Origin of the sequence: Acinetobacter sp. IK31 (assembly GCF_035615195.1) — a bacterium.
Taxonomy (GTDB): domain Bacteria; phylum Pseudomonadota; class Gammaproteobacteria; order Pseudomonadales; family Moraxellaceae; genus Acinetobacter; species Acinetobacter calcoaceticus_C.
The window spans coordinates 288,131-308,608 of record NZ_JANBOB010000033.1 but is presented as its reverse complement, the minus strand read 5'-3'; the positions used below and the strand labels follow the sequence as shown (position 1 = coordinate 308,608).

Annotated in this window: 23 protein-coding genes and 1 other RNA gene; 14 read left to right on the top strand and 10 right to left on the bottom strand. The window is 37.4% G+C overall.

Annotated elements, in window-relative coordinates; translation table 11 throughout:
- The first annotated feature begins 326 nt into the window (after positions 1-326).
- The 12 genes from rimO to lpxA all read left to right on the top strand — a co-directional run bounded on the left by rimO (position 327) and on the right by lpxA (position 12,665).
- Entirely contained in the window at positions 327-1,670 is a 1,344-nt protein-coding gene (gene rimO, locus MSG66_RS18325; RefSeq protein WP_042894136.1) for a 30S ribosomal protein S12 methylthiotransferase RimO, read from the top strand.
- 50 nt (positions 1,671-1,720) lie between these two features.
- Complete coding sequence (pyrH, locus tag MSG66_RS18320) at positions 1,721-2,449, top strand: UMP kinase (RefSeq protein WP_003652185.1); 729 nt, start codon at positions 1,721-1,723, stop codon at positions 2,447-2,449.
- Positions 2,450-2,534: 85 nt separating this feature from the next.
- The gene (gene frr / locus MSG66_RS18315) at positions 2,535-3,089 is read left to right on the top strand and encodes a ribosome recycling factor (RefSeq protein WP_042894139.1); all 555 of its coding nucleotides are present in this window, start codon (positions 2,535-2,537) and stop codon (positions 3,087-3,089) included.
- Between the two features lie 5 nt (positions 3,090-3,094).
- Positions 3,095-3,847, top strand: a complete 753-nt coding sequence (gene uppS / locus MSG66_RS18310; protein ID WP_133973044.1) for a polyprenyl diphosphate synthase — start codon at positions 3,095-3,097, stop codon at positions 3,845-3,847.
- A complete protein-coding gene (locus MSG66_RS18305) occupies positions 3,847-4,671 on the top strand; it encodes a phosphatidate cytidylyltransferase (RefSeq protein ID WP_202741859.1) in 825 nt (274 codons plus the stop codon). Before uppS ends, MSG66_RS18305 begins: the two co-directional genes overlap by 1 nt.
- Positions 4,672-5,868 carry a 1-deoxy-D-xylulose-5-phosphate reductoisomerase gene (ispC, locus tag MSG66_RS18300; RefSeq protein WP_262472192.1) on the top strand — a complete coding sequence of 399 codons (1,197 nt, stop codon included), beginning with the start codon at positions 4,672-4,674 and terminating at the stop codon, positions 5,866-5,868.
- A 1-nt stretch (position 5,869) separates the two neighbouring features.
- Entirely contained in the window at positions 5,870-7,225 is a 1,356-nt protein-coding gene (gene rseP / locus MSG66_RS18295; RefSeq protein ID WP_262472191.1) for an RIP metalloprotease RseP, read from the top strand.
- A gap of 36 nt (positions 7,226-7,261) precedes the next feature.
- The gene (gene bamA, locus MSG66_RS18290) at positions 7,262-9,772 is read left to right on the top strand and encodes an outer membrane protein assembly factor BamA (RefSeq protein WP_262472190.1); all 2,511 of its coding nucleotides are present in this window, start codon (positions 7,262-7,264) and stop codon (positions 9,770-9,772) included.
- 40 nt (positions 9,773-9,812) lie between these two features.
- Complete coding sequence (locus MSG66_RS18285) at positions 9,813-10,313, top strand: OmpH family outer membrane protein (RefSeq protein WP_042894155.1); 501 nt, start codon at positions 9,813-9,815, stop codon at positions 10,311-10,313.
- A gap of 4 nt (positions 10,314-10,317) precedes the next feature.
- Positions 10,318-11,388, top strand: coding sequence for a UDP-3-O-(3-hydroxymyristoyl)glucosamine N-acyltransferase (lpxD, locus tag MSG66_RS18280; RefSeq protein WP_133973052.1), 1,071 nt, complete (start codon positions 10,318-10,320; stop codon positions 11,386-11,388).
- Positions 11,389-11,394: 6 nt separating this feature from the next.
- Positions 11,395-11,880, top strand: coding sequence for a 3-hydroxyacyl-ACP dehydratase FabZ (gene fabZ / locus MSG66_RS18275; protein WP_003652176.1), 486 nt, complete (start codon positions 11,395-11,397; stop codon positions 11,878-11,880).
- The gene (gene lpxA / locus MSG66_RS18270; protein WP_262472188.1) at positions 11,877-12,665 is read left to right on the top strand and encodes an acyl-ACP--UDP-N-acetylglucosamine O-acyltransferase; all 789 of its coding nucleotides are present in this window, start codon (positions 11,877-11,879) and stop codon (positions 12,663-12,665) included. Before fabZ ends, lpxA begins: the two co-directional genes overlap by 4 nt.
- Positions 12,666-12,721: 56 nt before the next feature.
- On the opposite strand, the gene MSG66_RS18265 is transcribed toward lpxA, so the two are convergent.
- Positions 12,722-13,585, bottom strand: coding sequence for a YbgF trimerization domain-containing protein (locus tag MSG66_RS18265; protein ID WP_262472186.1), 864 nt, complete (start codon positions 13,583-13,585; stop codon positions 12,722-12,724).
- Between the two features lie 313 nt (positions 13,586-13,898).
- Between MSG66_RS18265 and ffs the strand changes: the two genes are divergently transcribed.
- Positions 13,899-13,995, top strand: an RNA gene (ffs, locus tag MSG66_RS18260) — signal recognition particle sRNA small type.
- A 15-nt stretch (positions 13,996-14,010) separates the two neighbouring features.
- On the opposite strand, the gene MSG66_RS18255 is transcribed toward ffs, so the two are convergent.
- The 4 genes from MSG66_RS18255 to MSG66_RS18240 all read right to left on the bottom strand — a co-directional run bounded on the left by MSG66_RS18255 (position 14,011) and on the right by MSG66_RS18240 (position 16,843).
- Positions 14,011-14,493, bottom strand: a complete 483-nt coding sequence (locus MSG66_RS18255; RefSeq protein WP_262472184.1) for a regulatory protein RecX — start codon at positions 14,491-14,493, stop codon at positions 14,011-14,013.
- Between the two features lie 59 nt (positions 14,494-14,552).
- Positions 14,553-15,599: a recombinase RecA gene (gene recA / locus MSG66_RS18250; RefSeq protein WP_133973058.1), complete on the bottom strand. Its 1,047-nt coding sequence runs from the start codon at positions 15,597-15,599 to the stop codon at positions 14,553-14,555.
- Between the two features lie 145 nt (positions 15,600-15,744).
- Entirely contained in the window at positions 15,745-16,173 is a 429-nt protein-coding gene (locus MSG66_RS18245; protein ID WP_075431440.1) for an RNA-binding S4 domain-containing protein, read from the bottom strand.
- Positions 16,157-16,843: an HAD-IA family hydrolase gene (locus MSG66_RS18240; protein ID WP_133973060.1), complete on the bottom strand. Its 687-nt coding sequence runs from the start codon at positions 16,841-16,843 to the stop codon at positions 16,157-16,159. Before MSG66_RS18240 ends, MSG66_RS18245 begins: the two co-directional genes overlap by 17 nt.
- Positions 16,844-17,079: 236 nt before the next feature.
- On the opposite strand from MSG66_RS18240, the gene MSG66_RS18235 reads away from it, so the two are divergent.
- Complete coding sequence (locus MSG66_RS18235; protein WP_324654849.1) at positions 17,080-18,402, top strand: site-specific integrase; 1,323 nt, start codon at positions 17,080-17,082, stop codon at positions 18,400-18,402.
- A gap of 121 nt (positions 18,403-18,523) precedes the next feature.
- Here the strand turns inward: MSG66_RS18235 and MSG66_RS18230 are convergent, their stop codons facing one another.
- The 5 genes from MSG66_RS18230 to MSG66_RS18210 are packed head-to-tail and all read right to left on the bottom strand — an operon-like array spanning position 18,524 to position 20,454.
- Complete coding sequence (locus tag MSG66_RS18230) at positions 18,524-18,718, bottom strand: hypothetical protein (RefSeq protein WP_264413305.1); 195 nt, start codon at positions 18,716-18,718, stop codon at positions 18,524-18,526.
- Between the two features lie 2 nt (positions 18,719-18,720).
- Positions 18,721-19,194, bottom strand: a complete 474-nt coding sequence (locus tag MSG66_RS18225; protein WP_324654848.1) for a hypothetical protein — start codon at positions 19,192-19,194, stop codon at positions 18,721-18,723.
- Complete coding sequence (locus MSG66_RS18220; RefSeq protein ID WP_324654847.1) at positions 19,191-19,727, bottom strand: hypothetical protein; 537 nt, start codon at positions 19,725-19,727, stop codon at positions 19,191-19,193. The genes MSG66_RS18225 and MSG66_RS18220 overlap by 4 nt, the downstream gene beginning before the upstream one ends.
- A complete protein-coding gene (locus tag MSG66_RS18215; protein ID WP_324654846.1) occupies positions 19,724-20,164 on the bottom strand; it encodes a hypothetical protein in 441 nt (146 codons plus the stop codon). The genes MSG66_RS18220 and MSG66_RS18215 overlap by 4 nt, the downstream gene beginning before the upstream one ends.
- A complete protein-coding gene (locus MSG66_RS18210) occupies positions 20,161-20,454 on the bottom strand; it encodes a hypothetical protein (RefSeq protein ID WP_000978815.1) in 294 nt (97 codons plus the stop codon). Before MSG66_RS18210 ends, MSG66_RS18215 begins: the two co-directional genes overlap by 4 nt.
- Positions 20,455-20,478: the final 24 nt, after the last annotated feature.

Sequence of the window (20,478 nt, the reverse complement as noted above, 5' to 3'; positions counted from 1 at the left end):
TCTTAAAATAGCGCAATGGCATCTTCATTGGTTATCGGATTTTCACCGTTATAGAACATGAATGATGCAAAATATACGCCAACTTTGTTTATGGGTTATTTTAAAGTTTTAAGGTACTTAAAAACGCGCTGAAATCGTTCTTTATATCTTTTGATCAAAACAGATAGCTCAAATCTAGATAATAACATGATCTAAATTGGTGCAAAGGTGAGTTTTGGTGCAAATGTTGGTTGTATTTTGGTGCATTACACAAAGAGTAGGCTTTCCACCTATGCTTGAGACAAGAAAAGACATACAATACGCGCATTCAAGTGGAGCGCAGATTCATGAAGACCCCCAAAGTCGGTTTTGTTTCTTTAGGTTGTCCTAAGGCATTGGTAGATTCTGAACGAATTTTAACTCAGTTAAAGACTGAAGGTTATCAAGTAGCATCAGATTATGATGGTGCTGATTTAGTAGTTGTTAATACCTGTGGTTTTATTGAATCTGCGGTACAAGAGTCGCTAGATGCAATTGGCGAGGCCATTAGTGAAAATGGTCGAGTGATCGTTACTGGGTGTTTAGGTAAAGATGAAGATAAAATTCGTCAAATGCATCCAAACGTTTTAAAGGTTACTGGGGCAGCAGCTTATCAAGATGTGATGGAAGCTGTACATGAATATGTACCAGCACCACCTAAACATAATCCGTTTATTGATTTGGTTCCTGAACAGGGAATTCGCTTAACACCAAAGCATTATGCCTACTTAAAAATATCTGAAGGATGTAACCATCGTTGTACCTTCTGTATTATTCCAAGTATGCGTGGTGACTTGGTTTCTCGTCCAGTTGGTAGTGTATTAGAAGAAGCTGCGGCACTTAAAAGAGCGGGTGTTAAAGAAATCTTGGTTATTTCCCAAGATACATCAGCTTATGGCGTAGACACCAAGTACAAACTTGACTTCTGGAATGGTCAACCGGTTAAGACAAAATTCTTCGATATGTGTGAAGCACTAGGCCAATTAGGTATCTGGGTGCGTCTACACTATGTTTACCCATATCCACATGTGGATGCGGTAATTGATTTAATGGCACAAGGTAAAATCCTGCCATATCTAGATATTCCATTCCAACACGCAAGCCCACGTATTCTTAAGTTAATGAAGCGTCCGGCTCATAGTGAAAATACATTAGAAAAAATTAAATTATGGCGTGAAAAATGTCCTGATCTTGTGATCCGTTCTACTTTTGTGGTGGGTTTCCCAGGTGAAACTGAAGAGGACTTCCAGATTTTGCTAGATTGGTTAGTTGAAGCTCAACTTGATCGTGTAGGTTGCTTTACCTATTCACCAGTCGAAGGCGCAACGGCAAATGATTTGCCAGATCATGTGCCAGAAGAAATTAAACAAGAGCGTTACGAGCGTTTTATGCAAGTCCAGCAACAAATTTCTGCTGCCAGATTGCAAAAACGTATTGGTCAAACGATGACTGTATTAGTCGATAGTTTAGAAGATGAATATCCTGTTGCCGTTGCACGTTCTTATGCTGATGCTCCGGAAATTGACGGTAATGTGTTCGTAGAAGATATCGATAAGAACACTATTCAACCGGGCGATATGTTGGAAGTCGAAATTACCGATGCGGATGAATACGATTTATTTGCAAAGTTAATTAAAATTAAATCGGTTTAATCGAAATATATTTAAAGAGCATTCAGTTTAAGAGGTTTTGGAGCAAAGTCATGGCGGAAACAATTAGCCCTCGTTATTCACGTATTCTATTAAAATTATCTGGTGAGGCATTGTCAGGTAATAAAGATATGGGTATTGATGCCCAAGTTTTAGATCATATGTCCCTTTCAATTGCACACTTGGTTGGCTTAGGTGTACAAGTGGGTATCGTTGTGGGTGGCGGTAATTTGTACCGTGGTAGTCAGTTGCAAAAAGATGGCCTAGTTGGTCGTGTAACAGGCGATCAAATGGGTATGCTTGCAACTGTGATGAATGGCTTAGCTATGCGTGATGCTCTAGTTCGTCGTAATATCAGAACTCGTCTTATGTCTGCATTGCCAATTGGTACAGTGGTAGAGTCTTATTCAAGTCGTGATGCTATCCGTCATTTGAGTCAAGGTGAAGTTTGTGTTTTCGTTGCGGGTACAGGAAATCCATTTTTTACAACGGATACAGCAGCATGTTTACGCGGAATTGAAATTGAAGCGAATTTGATTTTAAAAGCGACTAAAGTAGATGGCGTTTATAATAAAGATCCAAGTAAATTTGAAGATGCTGTTAAATACGATCATTTAACCTTTGATCAGGTGTTAGATGAAAAACTTGGTGTTATGGATTTGACGGCTATTTGTTTATGTCGCGACCATAATGTGCCACTGCAAGTTTTTGATATGAATAAATCAGGTGCGTTATTGTCAGTAGTAATGGGTGAAAAAGAAGGGACGCGCGTTACTAAATAATGTACGTGTTACCGAAAGCTCTTTATACTAGCGCTAAATTAAATTTGTTAAATATATCTTTGAATAAATAAGTAAGGTAGATCATATGATTAACGATCTGAAAAAAGACAGCGAACAGCGTATGTTAAAAACTCTAGAGTCTTTGGAGCTAGGGTTTGCTAAAGTTCGAACTGGCCGTGCACACCCATCAATCTTAAATGGTGTGATGGTTCCTTACTACGGTTCTGATGTGCCTTTAAATCAAGTAGCAAACGTGGGTATCGAAGACTCACGTACACTTGTTGTTCAGCCATTTGAGCGTACAATGGTTTCAGCTATTGATAAGGCAATCCGTGAAAGCGATCTTGGTTTAAACCCAATTACAGCAGATGCGATTCGTGTACCTTTACCTGCATTAACTGAAGAAACACGCCGTGATATGCAAAAAGTTGCGCGTAATGAAGCAGAAAATGCAAAAGTTGCGATTCGTAATATCCGTCGTGATGTATTAGGTGATATTAAATCATTGCTAAAAGAAAAAGAAATTTCTGAAGATGACGAACGCCGTGCAGGTGATGATATTCAGAAAATTACTGACAAATATGTTGCAGAAGTGGACAAACGTCTTGCAGCGAAAGAAGCAGAATTGATGAAGGTCTAATTTTTATGACCGATTCTGAAGAGTATCATCTTCCCAAGCATGTTGCCATCATCATGGATGGCAACAACCGCTTTGCAAAAAAAAATCAAATGCAAAAAGGTGATGGGCATCGGGAAGGTAAAAATGTTCTTGATCCTATTGTTGAGCATTGTAAAAAAACTGGTATTCGTGCTCTAACTGTTTTCGCATTTTCAAGCGAAAATTGGAATCGACCGCAGTATGAAGTCGATCTGCTTATGAAACTTCTGGAAGAAAGTATTCATGAGCAAATACCTCGCATGAAGAAATTTAATATTGCTTTGCGTTTTATTGGTGATCGTTCTCGATTATCGTCACACTTAGTTGCCTTAATGGAAGATGCAGAGCAACAGACAGCACACCATGACACTATGACCCTAACCATTGCGATAAGCTATGGTGGGATGTGGGACATTGCAAATGCAGCAAAACAGGTTGCTCAAGCAGTTTCCCGTGGTGAGTTTGATGCTGATCAAATAAATGTTGATTTGTTCGAAAAATATGTCAGTCTAAACGATCTGCCAGCTGTGGACCTATTAATCCGCACAGGCGGAGATTATCGCATATCTAATTTCTTGTTATGGCAAGCAGCTTATGCGGAACTGTATTTTACGGAAGCTTTATGGCCAGAATTTACGGTAAAAGAGTTCGATCATGCATTGAATGTTTTTTCAGGGCGTGAACGTCGTTTTGGTAAAACATCTGAACAAATTCAGCAAGAGAAAATAGAGAATTTATAATGTTAGAGCGGATTGTTACCGCATTGGTACTTGTTGCAGTTGTTTTAGGCTGTATGTTTGCTACGCAATCACATTATCCAATGTTGGTTCTTATGATTGTTGCAGCAGGGGTTGCGGGGTATGAGTGGTATAAATTAATGCCTCGCGAAACTACAAATGCTGTAAAACCTAAAGCTTGGTGCTACGGTCTGCTTGTTGCATTTGTTTCAGGTGTTGCCCTGTTTTTCCACGATATTGCATTACTTTTGTGGTCTGCTTCAATTTTGACTTGGATTGTAAGTGTATATTGGGTCAAGTCATTTCCTGAATTTGATGGCTGGTATAACGCGACCTTATATGTGATTGGCATAATTTTAGTCTGCGCTGCGGTAACGTCAATTTTTGTAGTATGGCAAAGCTCACCATGGTGGCTAATGTATCTGTTCTTGCTCGTATGGGGTGCAGATAGTGGTGCTTACTTTGTGGGTCGAAAATTTGGGAAAAGAAAGTTAGCTCCGACTGTAAGTCCTAATAAATCAGTAGAAGGTTTGTACGGTGGTATTATTACGACTGTAATAATAATGGTAGTTGTGCAATATCATTATCTAAATTTAACTTTAATTCAGCAAATTCTGTTTCTTATATTGTCATTAATTACAGTATTTGGTTCAGTTTTAGGTGACTTATTTGAATCAATGATTAAACGTCGTGCCGGTATTAAAGATTCTGGTCGTGTTCTACCCGGTCATGGTGGTGTTTTAGATCGTATTGATTCTTTACTTGCTGCAGCCCCGATCTTTGCAACGGGAATGTATATATTAAAACTTATTGGTGTAGATTTATAGATGACACAATCTGTTTGCATATTAGGTGTAACCGGTTCCATTGGTCAAAGTACCTTAAAAATTTTAAATCAACATCCTGATAAGTATTCAGTGTTTGCAGTTTCAGCTCATACCCGAATTTCTGAGTTAGTTGAAATTTGTAAAGAGTTCCAACCAAAAGTAGTGGTTGTTCCTGAGCAAAAAGTTGCCGAATTAACAGCTCTATTTGCACATAATAAATTACAAAATATTGAAATTTTGGTTGATCAGCAAGGTCTGGTAAGCATTGCTTCACATCCAGATGTGGATGTTGTTATGGCTGCAATTGTTGGAGCGGCAGGGTTGTTGCCCACTTTAGCTGCTGTGAAAGCTGGTAAACGTGTATTATTAGCGAATAAAGAAGCTTTGGTTATGTCTGGTGAAATCATGATGCAAGCAGCACGTGATCATCAGGCATTGTTATTGCCAGTAGACTCCGAACACAATGCTATTTTTCAGTCATTACCTCATAATTATTTAGAAGCTGAAAGAAATGGACAACCACAGCAGGGCGTATCTAGAATTTTATTAACAGCCTCTGGCGGTCCTTTTTTAAACCATTCTTTAGAGCAATTAAAAGAAGTTACTCCTCAGCAAGCCTGTAAACATCCTAATTGGTCTATGGGACAAAAAATCTCAGTTGACTCAGCTACTCTTATGAACAAAGGACTAGAGTTGATTGAGGCATGCCATTTGTTTTCAATATCTGAACATTTTGTTACAGTTGTTGTCCACCCACAAAGTATTATTCATTCTATGGTGCAATATGTGGATGGTTCAACATTGGCGCAAATGGGTAATCCAGATATGTGTACGCCAATTGCACATGCTTTAGCATGGCCTGAGCGTTTACAGACGAGTGTTCCTGCTTTAAATTTATTTGAATATTCTCAGCTTAATTTTCAAGCTCCAGATATTCAAAAATTTCCAGCACTTAATTTGGCTCGTCAAGCAATGCGTGCGGGAGGTTTAGCACCTACTATTTTAAATGCTGCAAATGAAGTTGCTGTTGCTGCATTTTTAAAGCAACAGATCGGATTTACAAATATTCCACAAGTGGTAGAACATACTTTGCAAAAATTGGAAAATTCAGTTGCTGAAAACATTGAGTGTATTTTAGAGAAAGATGAAATAGCACGACATGTAGCACAGCAATATATATCAAGTATAGGAGGCTGAAATGAGCGCATTATTTATGATTGCAGCGGCGGCTCTTTTACTTGGTCCTTTAATTGCAATCCATGAGTTCGGCCATTATTGGGTTGCACGAAAATTAGGTGTTAAAGTTTTAGTATATTCCATTGGTTTTGGACCTACATTACTCAAATGGACATCAAAGAAATCCGGAATCAAATATCAACTTTCAGCTTTACCGTTGGGTGGCTATGTAAAAATGCTCGATGAGCGTGAAGGTAATGTTGCAGAGCAAGACTTGCCTTATGCATTTAACCGTCAAAAACCATGGAAACGTATAGCAATTGTTGCAGCTGGTCCTTTAATTAACTTAATTTTTGCTGTCTTACTTTTCTGGATTCTATTTTTACCTGCACAAGAACAACTAAACACTAGAGTAGGTAAAGTCATCCCAAACTCACCAGCAGCAGCTGCACAAATGCAAGTAGGTGACAAGGTTATTGCAGTTGATGGAAAAGAAACGCAAACTTGGGAAAAGCTTAACTTTGCTTTGATTGATCGTGTAGGTGAAACCGGCAATGTAAATATTGATGTAGACCGTGCTGGTACTGAGACAAATATTGTTTTACCAATTAAAGATTTCTTAAAAAATCAGAATGAATCGGCTTTAGATACATTAGGTTTTTTACCATATCGTCCCGTTATTCCAGCTGTTGTGACTGAATTGACTCAAGATGGAGCTGCAATTCGTCAAGGAATGAAAGTAGGTGACCGTATTGCTTCAATTAATGGTCAAGCAATGAAAGACTGGTTTGATGTTGTAGAAGTAGTACAACATTCTCCAGAGAAATTACTCAATATTGATGTGTTACGTAATGGTCAAGTGGTTCATTTGCAAGTCATGCCTCAAGGAAAACGGGACAACATGGGGCAAGTGAGCGGTGTTTTGGGCGTGAAAAGTGATGCAGGAAAAATTACAATTCCTGACGAATATAAGCAAACAATTCAATATACTCCAATAAAAGCTTTCGAGATGTCACTAGATAAAACTGGTCAAATCTCTAGCATGATATTGAGTTCAATAGTAAAAATGGTTAAGGGTTTAATTGGTTTAGAAAATTTATCTGGACCAATTACAATCGCAAAAGTAGCGGGACAAAGTGCAGAAATGGGATGGCAGACTTTTATCTCATTTATGGCTTTAATGAGTGTAAGTCTTGGAATTTTAAACTTATTACCAATTCCAATGCTAGATGGTGGACATCTGGTTTATTACATTATTGAAGCTATTCGTGGGAAGCCTGTTTCTGAACAAATACAAATGTTTGGTCTAAAAATTGGTATGGTACTGCTCGGTAGTATGATGCTTTTGGCTCTATTTAACGATTTTATGCGTTTGTAAACGTATATGGATTTATAACTTACTGGAAAAACTGGCATGCGGCACACACATTTTTTAATGCCTTTGGCACTTGTTAGCGCTATGGCAGCGGTACAACAAGCATATGCAGCTGATGATTTCGTTGTTCGAGATATTCGCATAGATGGCTTAGTCCGTCTTACTCCTGCAAATGTTTATACCATGTTGCCAATCAACAGTGGCGATCGCGTTAATGAACCGATGATCGCAGAAGCAATTCGAACATTGTATGCCACTGGACTTTTTGACGATATTAAAGCATCAAAAGATAACGATACTTTAGTTTTTAATGTCGTAGAGCGCCCAATTATTTCAAAGCTTGAATTTAAGGGTAATAAACTTATTCCTAAAGAGGCATTGGAACAAGGCCTCAAAAAAATGGGAATTGCTGAAGGCGAAGTTTTCAAGAAATCGGCTTTACAAACAATTGAAACTGAATTAGAGCAGCAATATACCCAGCAGGGTCGTTACGATGCTGATGTAACCGTTGACACAATAGCTCGTCCAAATAACCGTGTTGAACTTAAATTAAATTTTAATGAAGGTACAGCCGCTAAAGTTTTTAATATCAATATTATTGGTAATACTGTTTTTAAAGACAGTGAAATTAAACAAGCCTTTGCAGTTAAAGAAAGTGGTTGGGCTTCTGTTGTAACGCGTAATGACCGTTATGCTAGAGAAAAAATGGCAGCGAGCCTTGAAGCTTTGCGCGCTATGTACCTTAATAAAGGTTATATTAATTTCCATATTAATAACTCACAGCTTAATATTAGTGAAGATAAAAAGAATATCTTTATTGAAGTTGCTGTAGATGAAGGCAGTCAATTTAAATTTGGACAAACCAAATTTTTGGGTGATGCACTTTATAAGCCGGAAGAATTACAAGCTTTAAAAATTTATAAAGATGGCGATACTTATTCTCAAGAAAAAGTAAATGCTGTTAAGCAGTTGTTATTGCGTAAATATGGTAATGCTGGTTATTACTTTGCAGATGTGAATATTGTTCCGCAAATTAATAACGATACAGGTGTTGTTGACTTAAATTACTATGTAAACCCAGGTCAGCAAGTCACTGTACGTCGTATTAACTTTACAGGTAATAGTAAAACTGCCGATGAAGTATTACGTCGCGAAATGCGTCAAATGGAAGGCGCTTTAGCCAGTAATGAAAAAATTGATCTGTCTAAAGTTCGTTTAGAACGTACGGGATTCTTTAAGACGGTTGATGTTAAACCCGTGCGTATTCCAAACTCACCAGATCAGGTGGATTTAAACGTAAATGTTGAAGAACAACACTCGGGAACTACAACATTAGCTGTAGGTTACTCACAAAGTGGGGGTATCACATTCCAAGCAGGTTTGAGTCAAACTAACTTTATGGGAACGGGTAACCGTGTTTCAATCGATTTGTCTCGTTCTGAAACTCAAGATTACTATAACTTAAGTGTTACCGATCCTTACTTTACAATTGACGGTGTAAGCCGCGGTTATAACGTTTATTATCGTAAAACCAAACTAAATGATGACTATAACGTTAATAACTACGTTACCGATAGTTTTGGTGGTAGTCTAAGTTTTGGTTATCCAATTGACGAAAACCAAAGTTTAAGTGCTTCTTTAGGTGTTGATAATACTAAAGTAACCACAGGTGCATATGTATCGACATATGTACGTGACTACTTGTTAAAAAATGGTGGAAAAACCACTTCAACAAATACTTACTGTCTCGTTGATCTTGTGAAAGATCCAGAAACAGGTTTATTAAAATGCCCAGATGATCAAATCTCTAAACCTTATGGAAATGCATTTGAGGGTGAATTCTTTACATACAACTTAAATTTGGGTTGGTCATATAACACATTAAACCGCCCAATTTTCCCAACTTCAGGTATGTCGCATCGTGTAGGTCTGGAAATTGGTTTACCTGGTAGTGATGTTGACTATCAAAAAGCAACTTATGATGCTCAGGCATTCTTCCCTATCGGTACTACAGGTTTTGTACTTCGTGGCTATGGTAAGCTGGGCTATGGTAATGATTTACCATTTTATAAAAACTTCTATGCTGGTGGTTATGGCTCTGTTCGTGGTTATGATAACAGTACCTTGGGTCCGAAATATTCAAGTGTAAATTTACAAGAAGAAGGTAAAGATGACTCTTCTCCGGAAGAAGTGGGTGGTAATGGTCTTGTACAATTTGGTACGGAGCTCGCTTTACCATTACCTTTCAAAGGAGATTGGACGCGTCAAGTGAGACCAGTTATTTTTGCTGAAGGTGGTCAGGTATTCGATACCAAGTGCGATGTTGGTTCTTATTCTATGCTTATGAATGGGCAGAAAATAGCTGATGCTAAAAAATACTGTGAAGATAACTATGGTTTCGATTTGGGTAATATGCGTTATAGCGTAGGTGTTGGCTTCACATGGATTACCATGATCGGACCATTATCTCTTAGCTATGCATTCCCTTTAAATGATAAGCCTGGTGATGAAACTAAAGAGATCCAGTTTGAAATCGGTCGTACTTTCTAAGTGCGACTTGACTAAACATGAAATAAGGACACAAATTTAAATGAAAAAATTAAATATATTAATGTTAGGACTAGGTCTGACAGTTTCGGCTATGACTAACGCTGCGGGCTATGGTGTTATTGATCTTGCTAAAGTTGTTGAAAGCAGTGCTTATTTGAAACAACAAAACGCAAGTTTAAATCAATCAGTTAAGCCAACCACAACTCGTCTTGAGCAATTAGGTAAAGAATTAGAAGGTCTTCAACGTCAAGCCCAAACTCAAGGGCAAAAAATGAAAGAAGATGATATTAAAAAGCTTCAGGCACAATATCAGACAAAACTCAATGAATTTAATTCGACTCAACAAGGTTTGCAGTCTAAAGTTCAAACTAGTTTGCAAGGAATGAATTCAACTTTTGAGAGTCGTGTGAAGCAAGCAGCTGAACAATTACGAAAAGAAAATAATCTTGACTTCATTTTGAATAAAAATTCAACTGTTGCCTATGACGCTAAGTATGATTTAACTGATAAAATGATACAAAAGGTTAATTCAATGAAATAAATTAATGAAAGTGCAACATTATCGTTTAGATGAACTGGCTCACTTAGTAAATGGTGAGCTAGTAGGTGCGGGTAGCCTTCAGTTTATAAACTTAGCAAGTTTAGAAAATGCTGAAACTCATCAGATTGCTTTCGTGAATGGCGAAAAGTATATAGATCAAGCAAAGACTAGCCGTGCAGGTGCGTACATTGTTACAAGCCTTATTAAAGAACAGCTTCCTGATAAACAAAATTTTATTATTGTTGATAATCCTTATTTAGCTTTTGCTATCCTTACCCATGTTTTTGATAAAAAAATTACATCGGTAGGTATAGAAAGTACGGCTCAAATTCATCCTTCTGCGATTGTTTCTGAAACAGCATATATTGGTCATTACGTCGTAATTGGCGAAAATTGTGTGGTCGGTGATAACACGATTATTCAGTCTCATACTCGACTGGATGATAATGTGGAAATTGGAAAAGATTGTTTTATTGATGCTCATGTCACTATTACTGGTGAATCTAAATTATTTGATCGTGTGCGAGTTCACGCAAGTACTGTAATTGGTAGTGAAGGCTTTGGCTTTGCACCATATCAAGGAAAGTGGCATCGCATTGCTCAATTGGGTTCAGTTATTATTGGTAATGATGTTCGCATTGGTTCAAATTGTAGTATTGATCGAGGTGCATTGGACAACACAATTTTGGAAGATGGGGTAATTATTGATAACCTTGTGCAAATCGCGCATAACGTTCATATTGGTTCAAATACAGCTATTGCTGCTAAATGTGGAATTGCTGGTAGTGTTAAAATTGGCAAAAACTGTATTCTAGCAGGGGCTTGCGGTGTATCAGGACACCTTTCTATTGCCGATAATGTGACTTTGACTGGAATGTCAATGGTCACAAAAAATATTTCTGAAGCTGGAACTTACTCTTCAGGAATTGGATTGTTTGAAAATAGTCATTGGAAAAAGACAATTGTACGTTTGCGACAATTAGCAGATGTGCCATTGACCCAAATCACTAAACGACTTGATCATATACAAGCTCAAATAGAGTCTCTTGAATCAACCTTTAATTTGCGTAAATAGAATATTATGACCGAGTCAACTACACCTAAATTTGCCATCCCTGAATTACCAATGCAGATTCAAACGATTCGTCAATATTTGCCGCATCGTTACCCATTCTTATTGGTTGATCGTGTGACTGAAGTTACTGACAATAGTATTGTTGGTTATAAGAATGTTTCTATCAATGAAGAGTTCTTACAGGGACATTTCCCAGAATATCCAATTATGCCTGGTGTTCTAATTGTTGAAGCATTAGCTCAGGTTTCAGGCGTTCTAGGTTTTATTATGAACAATGAAACGCCAAAACCAGGTTCTTTATTCCTGTTTGCTGGTGCGGAAAGAGTTAGATTTAAAAAACAAGTAGTTGCTGGCGACCAACTTGTATTAAAATCTGAATTAGTAATGCAAAAACGCGGTATCTACAAATATAATTGTACGGCTACCGTTGACGGTATTGTAGCAACAACCGCTGAAATTATGATTTCACACCAAAAAACAGAGCAGGCATGAGCAATCACGACTTAATTCATTCTACGGCCATTATTGATCCATCTGCAGTGATTGCTCCAGATGTCCAGATAGGACCTTATTGCGTTATCGGTCCAAATGTGACGATTGGTGCGGGTACTAAGCTACATTCACATGTGGTAGTGGGTGGTTTTACCAAAATTGGTCAAAATAATGAGATTTTCCAGTTCGCAAGTGTTGGTGAAGTTTGCCAAGACTTGAAATATCAAGGTGAAGAAACTTGGTTGGAGATTGGTGATCATAATTTAATTCGTGAGCATTGCAGTTTACATAGAGGAACTGTGCAAGATAATGCTTTAACTAAAATAGGAAGTCATAACCTATTGATGGTTAACACACATATTGCACATGATTGTATTATTGGTGACCATAATATTTTCGCCAATAATGTTGGTGTTGCTGGACACGTACACATAGGTGATCACATCATTATTGGTGGTAATTCTGGCATTCATCAATTCTGTAAAATCGATTCTTACAGTATGGTGGGTGGAGCATCACTAATCCTAAAGGATGTACCAGCTTACGTTATGGCTTCTGGTAATCCAGCCCATGCATTTGGTATAAATGTCGAAGGAATGCGCAGGAAGGGTTGGTCTAAAAATACAATTCAAGGTCTTCGAGAGGCTTATAAGTTAATTTTTAAATCAGGACTTACCTCTGTTCAAGCTGTTGAGCAGATTAAAAGTGATATTCTTCCAAACGTTCCAGAAGCTCAATTATTAATTGACTCTGTTGAACAGTCAGAACGTGGTATTGTTCGCTAAGAAAATATATTAAAAAAAGACACTGCATATTGCGGTGTCTTTTTTTCTTAAAATTATTATTTATTAAAAAACTTGGCTTCATCAGATTTTGGATACTGACTTAAGATTTTAGTTTTATATTGGTTTGCTGAAGCTGTATTTTTATCGACATCTTTAGCAATACTATAGAGTTGATAAAGAGCACGAGGAGCTTTACTAGAGTTTGGATATCGAGTTGCTACTACATCGTAGTTCTTTTTTGCGTCATTATAGTTTACCGGATCAGTTGCTAAATTAAATTCAGCTAACCAAAAATAAGCATTTCCCGTATAAACACTATTTGGGTGATTTTTGATAAAATTTTGCATTGGAGCGATAGCTTTTTTTGCGCCACCTTGCTTATAGGCGTCTAAAGCTACAGTGTAAGCTGCCTTTTCAAGTTCTACTGAGTTTGATTGATTTTGTGAAGGTGGTTGAGACGCTTCTGGTTGGGGTGGAGGTGTGGTGGAAGGGCTGCTTGTAGGGGTAGCATTTACCACTTTGTTATCTACTGTAGAGGCTTCTGTGTTTGCCGGAGCTGGAGTATCACTGTTTGCAGGATTATCTGATGGAACACTTTCTGGATCGACCTTCTGATTAAGTAGTTCTAAGCGTTGATCTAGGTCAGTATAACGATTAGATAAATCTTTTTTCAATTGTTCGATATCGTTTGATTGTTCTTCTAATTGCCCACGCAAGGTACGTACATCATTCTCTAATTGTTGGTTTTTTTGCATTAATTCCCAGTTTAAATTACCAGGTACTGAAACATTATTAGAAGAAGTGTTAGTTGAGCTACCACCGCTTTGGCTTAAACCGCGAGACTCGATTGGAATGTTGGCATAGAGAGAGGTAGTGCTCATTAAGGCAATAAATAATAAAGAATGCTTCATCAATCGCATGAGTATAAGTCCATAATTTTATGTAAAAGCCAACTTGAGAAAGGAATATATAAACTATTCACTTAACTATCTAAGATTTTAATTGGTCAATGCAATTAAAACAGCTAACAATATAAATGCAAGAATAGTTTACAATCTTCAAGCATATTTTATCCAAAATAAGATACAAGAAAGAATGTGTGAGAAAGATTTATAGAAATTTATGAATTTTTGCTGATGAATTAATCAATTGAAACAGAAACTTGCTTAAAACTGGGAAGAAGGCTTGCAACTCTTTTAAAAATCTCTATAATTTGTCTGGCAATGGTAGCCCCGCTGGTGGCTTCGCAATTGTACTCTGTGAACCCCGCCAGGACCGGAAGGTAGCAACGGTAGCAGATCTATGATGTGCCGAAGTTTTGCTAGTGGGGCTGCCACCATTGCTCTTAGTCCACTCTCCGTTGGACTGCTTTTATAATTACATCTAAATCAAATCCTCTATATTGTAAGAATCTAATCTGTTTTGCTTTAAGCTTTGGATCTTTTTCTACTTCTTCGCCAAATTTTTTCACTTTCAGTTGATACGCTTGTTCTATCCAATCAATATTGTGAATATCCTCTGCAATTAAATCATTTTCGATTTGTTTTGTTTTTAAAGCTTGCTTAATACGATTTGGCCCTTTGCCTTTCCGAATCTGGCTAGCAAGCATTTGTTCAGCAACACGTTGATCACTTTGATAATTCTTTTCAGATAATTCCTCAACAAGTTGTTTAACCTCTTCGGGATTTTGTGCATAACGAGTTAATTTTTCAGTAAGTTCTGCTTTGGAATAATCTCGACGAGTCAATAAAGCAAAAGCATAAGAGCGCAAACGTTGACCTGTAAGTAAAGCTCGTTGTTGAGACTGTTCTTCAGTTCTTTTGAACATAGTATTAGGATTCCCTTGTAAAAAAACGCCCCGAAGGGCGTTTTAAAGCTCATGAATAATTAAGATTCTAATAAAACATCAGCTTCTTCTTCATCTTCAACTTGAGCAGCATTAGTACCTGTTGTTAACAGTTGTTCACGGATATTACGTTCAATTTCTCCAGCCATTTGAGGATTCTCTTCAAAGTGGCGAATAACATTGTTCTTACCTTGACCAATTTTATTACCTTGATATGAATACCAAGCACCTGCTTTTTGTACGATATCTTGCTGTACAGCTAAATCTACAAGTTCGCCTAACTGGTTTGTGCCTTTACCATATAGGATTTGGAAAAGAGCTTCTCTGAAAGGAGGAGCCATTTTGTTTTTAACAACTTTAACTCGAGTTTCAGAGCCGACGATTTCATCGCCTTCTTTTACTTGACCAATACGGCGGATATCTAAACGTACAGAAGCATAGAACTTCAATGCGTTACCACCAGTCGTGGTCTCAGGGCTACCAAACATTACCCCAATCTTCATACGGATCTGGTTAATGAAAATAACCATACAGTTTGAGCGTTTGGCATTACCAGTAATTTTACGAAGTGCCTGACTCATTAGACGAGCTTGTAAGCCCATATGAGAGTCACCCATTTCGCCTTCAATTTCTGCTTTAGGGGTAAGTGCAGCAACTGAATCGACAACAATCATATCAATTGCGCCAGAGCGAACTAACATATCTGCAATTTCGAGAGCTTGTTCACCGTTATCAGGCTGTGATACAAGCAGGTTGTCAATGTCCACACCAAGTTTACGTGCATATTGTGGATCTAATGCATGCTCTGCATCGATAAATGCACAAGTACCGCCAGCTTTTTGACATTGTGCAATCGCTTGTAGAGTCATTGTGGTTTTACCAGAAGATTCTGGACCATAAATCTCGACAATACGGCCTTTTGGTAAACCGCCAATCCCCAATGCAATATCTAAAGTCAAAGAGCCTGTAGATACAGCTTCAACAGCTTGAACAGTGTTGTCACCGAGACGCATCACCGTATTTTTGCCAAATTGTTTCTCAATTTGACTTAGCGCGGCTTGTAATGCTTTGCTTTTATTCTCATCCATCTCAAAAACCTCAATACTCTATGTTCATCACGTTTAACCCAAGTGGATGCATTGAATCTCAACTTGTTTCACTGGGTTAATAGTGACAGATTTTTTCTATAGCTTCTATGTGTTGTATGTGTGTGTGCGACACAACTCGACGTTTTTATTTATCATCGTATGACCAATTTTGATCATTCTCCTGTTTAAACCGAATAATTTGTCGACGATCCTTTTTAACCGGTCTGTGATCAGGTCGAGCTAGATTATGCAATTTTCGTTGGGATGCAATCAACTCCCGTCTAGCAATACTCACTTCGGTTTCTTCATAAAGTTGCTGTGCGACCGGAGCTGGACCACGTGTGTTTGAAAGGGCTTTTATCACAACTGTTTTTTTATCAAAACCTTGCTGAATAATAAGTTCCATTCCCACTCGAATTTCTTTGGAAACTTTTACACGCTCATTATTGTGATGTACTTTACCTCCTTCGATCGCCGCTTTAGCAATTGAACGAGTTTTAAAAAAACGAGCAACCCATAGCCACTTGTCGACACGCATGGTCTCTACAGCATCGTTTTCACGCAATTTTGACATCATTATCCTTTCTATCAATTTGATTCAATATAGACAGCAAATCTGTAAGCTGATCTAGTGCTTTATAGTCTAAATCTTGATGCTGTCTTATATCTTTTAGACTTGAGGGCTGTGAGATAGTAAACAAGTGTTTAATACCAAATTTTTCTGCCGTTTTTAATACGGGAGCCGTATCGTCAATAAAAATCGTGTCATCTGGATTGAAGAAGTGTAATTGTTGGAGCTCTTGCCAAAAATTAATATCTTCTTTGGCATAACCAACTTGTTCACTTGATATGATTACATCAAAGAAATGTTCAATTGCAATATTGTCGAGCTTTAAACGTAAGCTAGCGCGGTCAGCATTAGTCACCAGCCAACACGTGTATCCTTGTTCTTTAAGTTGTTGCAGAAGCTCAGTACAGCCAGAACGAGCTTGGATTTTAGATTGAAATTCTTGTTGTAATTTAAGTACATCAACTCCTACAGTTTTAGTCCAATAGGTTGATGAATACCAAACAAGAGTGTGCCTATGTGTTTGATAAAATTGATATAGCTTTTTTTGGCTCTCGGCAAGGGGGAGTTGATGTCTTTTCGCATGTCGTTCAGGAAGACATTCATTCCAAATGAAATCATCAAAAGCGAGATCTAAGAGGGTACCATCCATATCAAACATTACAATTTTAGACATGCGTCAAAAAACTCCAAAGGCATTCAAAGCACAATTTTTCAAATGAATTTGTCATATAACCCTTAAAAAATAATAATTTGGGAATGATTTTTAGCTTTCAAAGAAATTCAAAGCTCAACAAAGCAATTCATGCAACAAACAAAAATTTGTACAAGAGTTTGTACAAAATATTATAGCTGGCATGGACGGTAAGTTGCTTAAGATATTTTGTAAGTTGGACTTTATCTGAAGAGAAAATGGCTTTAAGTGATACCTGGTTAAAATCTAATAACGGAAAGGTTAGAGATGCTACGCAAGTTGTAAATGACAGAGAAGGTTTATCAGTTCGCATATCCCCAAAAGGGAAAATTGTGTTTCAAATGCGGTATAGATTTAATAATGCTTCAAAACGTATGGATATTGGAACTTATCCAATGATGAGTTTGAAAGAAGCACGAGCTGAAGTAGCTGAGAATAAAAAGGAATTGGATAAAGGTAGAGATCCTTTACAACTTAAATTAAAAAAAGAGACGGCTTATTTAGCACAACCTACAGTTCGTGAAATTTGCATTGAGTTCTTTGATACAGCTGCTTCGCATAAAGCAGCTTGTAAAGATGATAAAAGAGCATTTGAAATACACGTATTTCCAAGATTAGGTAAACGTATTTGTGATGAAGTTACTTTACAAGAATGGTCAAAACTTTTGCTATCTATTGTTAGTTATGCAAAAACAGTCGCTGTAAAGGTTCTTGGAAATTTGAAACTAATTATGCGCTGGGGATGTATTCACGGAAAATTACAAGAGCAAACTTTATTACATATCAGAGCAATTGACCTAAACGTAAGAAAGAATTCACGAACTAGATATTTAACAGAACAAGAGATTTTTTGGGTTATCCATGCAACTTTTCTATCAACTGGAATGTCACCAAAAAATAAATTTATGGTTCTTTTTTTATTAATATTTGGTTGTCGTGTAGGGGAGTTGAGAACCGCTAAAAAGAGTGATTTTGACTTTCAGAATCATACATGGACAATTCCTCCTGAGCAGCATAAAACAGGAGCAAGGTCAAAGAAAGCTATTGTTAGGCCACTAATTCCTCAGGTAGAAATTCTACTTAGACAGGTATTTGAACTTTCACCACCGGATTGTGAATGGGCCTTTCCAATTATTAAGGCACAAAAATATAAACCTACTCAGAAAGGTTTTCAAACAACGCTTCCTATTTATATTAATGAAAATGTCAAAAGATATTTTGATGTTGATATGAACCATTGGACTACTCATGATTTAAGAAGGACAATGCGTACACATATTTCTGAATTTGCTCCACCGCATATTTGTGAAATTATGCTTGGGCATGCTTTGCCTCAAATTTGGGGTACGTATGATTTGAACCAGTACTTGGAACCTCAGGCGCAAGCTTATGCAAAATGGTTTGATAAGCTCTGCGCCATAATCAATAATTATGAAAGGTTTGATATTAAAGGCTCAATTTCAAGTGCTTCTAAATATCCATTTCTAATTTCCCAAGAAGCAACCGCTTTTACACCGTATAAATTGGTTGCTCTTCCGTGACCTCTAATAATTGGTTCAGGAAAGGGGTCGGAACCCCTTTCCCGCATATTTTTTAAAGTACCTTTCGAAATTCTGTACCTTTGTAAAATCTCTGGTGTCGAGATATAAATTGCCATTAAATTTAGACCTCCTTATTTTCCACTTTTCTAAAAACAGTACCTTCAGGATCAACTCCAAAATATTCGCATATCTGACGAGCTTTTGTTGAACCTGGTCCCAATCTACTAACGTGAACCCAATTCGTATCTGATTTACGCTTTTTAGGGGCATTTTGAATCGCTAAATAGTAAAGCTGCTCAAAGTCAAATCCACTCACACTTAAGCTTCCGATTCGCTTTTACACGGGTCTAAATGAAGAGTTAAAATTTCAGTACCCACTTCATATTTTGTAAATTCATCATTTTGGTGATGTTTTTCCGTTACAACGTCATCAACTATGTAACCAGCTGATGCGATAACTACGCCGTAACAAAGTTCAAAGAATTCGGCGTCATCACCCACATGATGTCCTTCTGCTACACGATCTCTATACCAATCGAGACTTGATTCAGTTTCTTTTTGTGCTTCTTCTAAAGAGTCATGATATTTAAAGCCGTCACCATTAAAATCATGGCTAAAGAATTTTTGTGTTGGCATGGCCTGAGCTTTGGCTTTTATCTGCCACAATTCCCAACCTAGCAGAGACTTAGAATTTGCATATTCACCGTCTTCAAGTTCAAGCTCGTGCTGCTTACCACCAACACTTAAATAAGCTTCTTCATAAAGCTCTCTTTCTTTATTCATATCAATCATTGATGCGCTCCCGATCTAGAGGGATAGAGAGACTTATTAGTTTTGACAATTTCTTCACATTCTTCTTGGCTACCAACAAAGAAATAATCTTTTTTCAATTGGCCGGCTTCAAATTTTGTTACCCATGTGCCATAGGCTTTACTTGAAGCTAAATATGCAACTTGGCGCTTTGTAATTGAAGTAATGTCTTCAATATCTAAACAATCACCTAGACAATTAAAATCACGCTCCTTATTTACACAATTTTCAGGCTCTTCATCGTCTTGCCAAAACGTTTCAATTTCAGATTCCTTAACTAAGACTGAACCCTCAGGTACTGCTTGGACTTTTGCTTTATTCCAGAAGGCCCACAATTGGCGGGCTTGTTCAATCATAAAAAAGACTTGGTCATCTTCAATTATAGAAAAAGAAAAGAAGTCCCTATTTGAGTAAGATGCTGCAAGTTCTGGAACGAACCAAAGTTCCATACATTCTTTTTTAAAGACTGCTACTTCAGCAATCAAAGCACCTCTTTGTGCAGCTAAATCAATCATTCTTCAACTCCCGATTCGCTTGCCTCTACCATTACTTCATCAATAGCTTCACGTTTTGTTTGATGAACTGTCTCTGTTAAACGTTCCCATCCACTAATCCAATAAACAGCATTTACACAAAACCCTTCACCAGTTTTGTCATAGTTTTCATCGTAATTAATATCAGTTGTGACTAATCTCGGCTCTTGAAGCATGAAATCTAAGCGCGCTGTATCTTTTGCTTGATCCATAGTAACCAGCACATAACCTTCTGGCACCGCCTGAGCTTTGGCTTTTTCCATCCAAACTTCATGCATTAATTCAATATCGTTATAGCTTAGCGTGCATCCAGCTTCACGAACTAGGTTTGTTAAAACGCCTAAACTATTCCAGCCAACTTTAATTACACCTTTAGCTCTAAGAAATCCTAAAAAAGCCTCTCTTTCATTCAATGTCATGCTGCCACCTTTTGATAACTGAATTTCATTGAATTAGAAATGCCACGCATTCGAAGCTGGTTAATAAAACGTTTATCCTTATTCATCCAAACTCGGCAAAATGAAGTAAATCTTTTTTGACAGACTTCATTCATTTCAAAGCCTTTTTTTGTTTCTATTAGAGAAATCTTTGCTACTTCTTTGCCACGCTTCATAACGATGTATCCTTTTTTATAAGAAGGGTAGAAACCACTTTCAGACATCCAAACAGTGAATGGGTATGACATAGAGTCAGGGATGTACTTCATCATGTTAGAATCTCCAAATAGAATCTT

Coding starts and splice junctions, on each gene's coding strand:
- ispC (WP_262472192.1), top strand. CDS start 4,672: ATGACACAATCTGTTTGCATATTAGGTGTAACCGGTTCCATTGGTCAA.
- lpxA (WP_262472188.1), top strand. CDS start 11,877: ATGAGCAATCACGACTTAATTCATTCTACGGCCATTATTGATCCATCT.
- uppS (WP_133973044.1), top strand. CDS start 3,095: ATGACCGATTCTGAAGAGTATCATCTTCCCAAGCATGTTGCCATCATC.
- MSG66_RS18255 (WP_262472184.1), bottom strand. CDS start 14,493: ATGTTCAAAAGAACTGAAGAACAGTCTCAACAACGAGCTTTACTTACA.
- fabZ (WP_003652176.1), top strand. CDS start 11,395: ATGACCGAGTCAACTACACCTAAATTTGCCATCCCTGAATTACCAATG.
- MSG66_RS18235 (WP_324654849.1), top strand. CDS start 17,080: ATGGCTTTAAGTGATACCTGGTTAAAATCTAATAACGGAAAGGTTAGA.
- MSG66_RS18245 (WP_075431440.1), bottom strand. CDS start 16,173: ATGTCAAAATTGCGTGAAAACGATGCTGTAGAGACCATGCGTGTCGAC.
- MSG66_RS18220 (WP_324654847.1), bottom strand. CDS start 19,727: ATGATTGATTTAGCTGCACAAAGAGGTGCTTTGATTGCTGAAGTAGCA.
- pyrH (WP_003652185.1), top strand. CDS start 1,721: ATGGCGGAAACAATTAGCCCTCGTTATTCACGTATTCTATTAAAATTA.
- recA (WP_133973058.1), bottom strand. CDS start 15,599: ATGGATGAGAATAAAAGCAAAGCATTACAAGCCGCGCTAAGTCAAATT.
- MSG66_RS18215 (WP_324654846.1), bottom strand. CDS start 20,164: ATGACATTGAATGAAAGAGAGGCTTTTTTAGGATTTCTTAGAGCTAAA.
- MSG66_RS18305 (WP_202741859.1), top strand. CDS start 3,847: ATGTTAGAGCGGATTGTTACCGCATTGGTACTTGTTGCAGTTGTTTTA.
- MSG66_RS18210 (WP_000978815.1), bottom strand. CDS start 20,454: ATGATGAAGTACATCCCTGACTCTATGTCATACCCATTCACTGTTTGG.
- bamA (WP_262472190.1), top strand. CDS start 7,262: ATGCGGCACACACATTTTTTAATGCCTTTGGCACTTGTTAGCGCTATG.
- rimO (WP_042894136.1), top strand. CDS start 327: ATGAAGACCCCCAAAGTCGGTTTTGTTTCTTTAGGTTGTCCTAAGGCA.
- frr (WP_042894139.1), top strand. CDS start 2,535: ATGATTAACGATCTGAAAAAAGACAGCGAACAGCGTATGTTAAAAACT.
- MSG66_RS18265 (WP_262472186.1), bottom strand. CDS start 13,585: ATGCGATTGATGAAGCATTCTTTATTATTTATTGCCTTAATGAGCACT.
- MSG66_RS18285 (WP_042894155.1), top strand. CDS start 9,813: ATGAAAAAATTAAATATATTAATGTTAGGACTAGGTCTGACAGTTTCG.
- MSG66_RS18225 (WP_324654848.1), bottom strand. CDS start 19,194: ATGATTGATATGAATAAAGAAAGAGAGCTTTATGAAGAAGCTTATTTA.
- MSG66_RS18240 (WP_133973060.1), bottom strand. CDS start 16,843: ATGTCTAAAATTGTAATGTTTGATATGGATGGTACCCTCTTAGATCTC.
- lpxD (WP_133973052.1), top strand. CDS start 10,318: ATGAAAGTGCAACATTATCGTTTAGATGAACTGGCTCACTTAGTAAAT.
- rseP (WP_262472191.1), top strand. CDS start 5,870: ATGAGCGCATTATTTATGATTGCAGCGGCGGCTCTTTTACTTGGTCCT.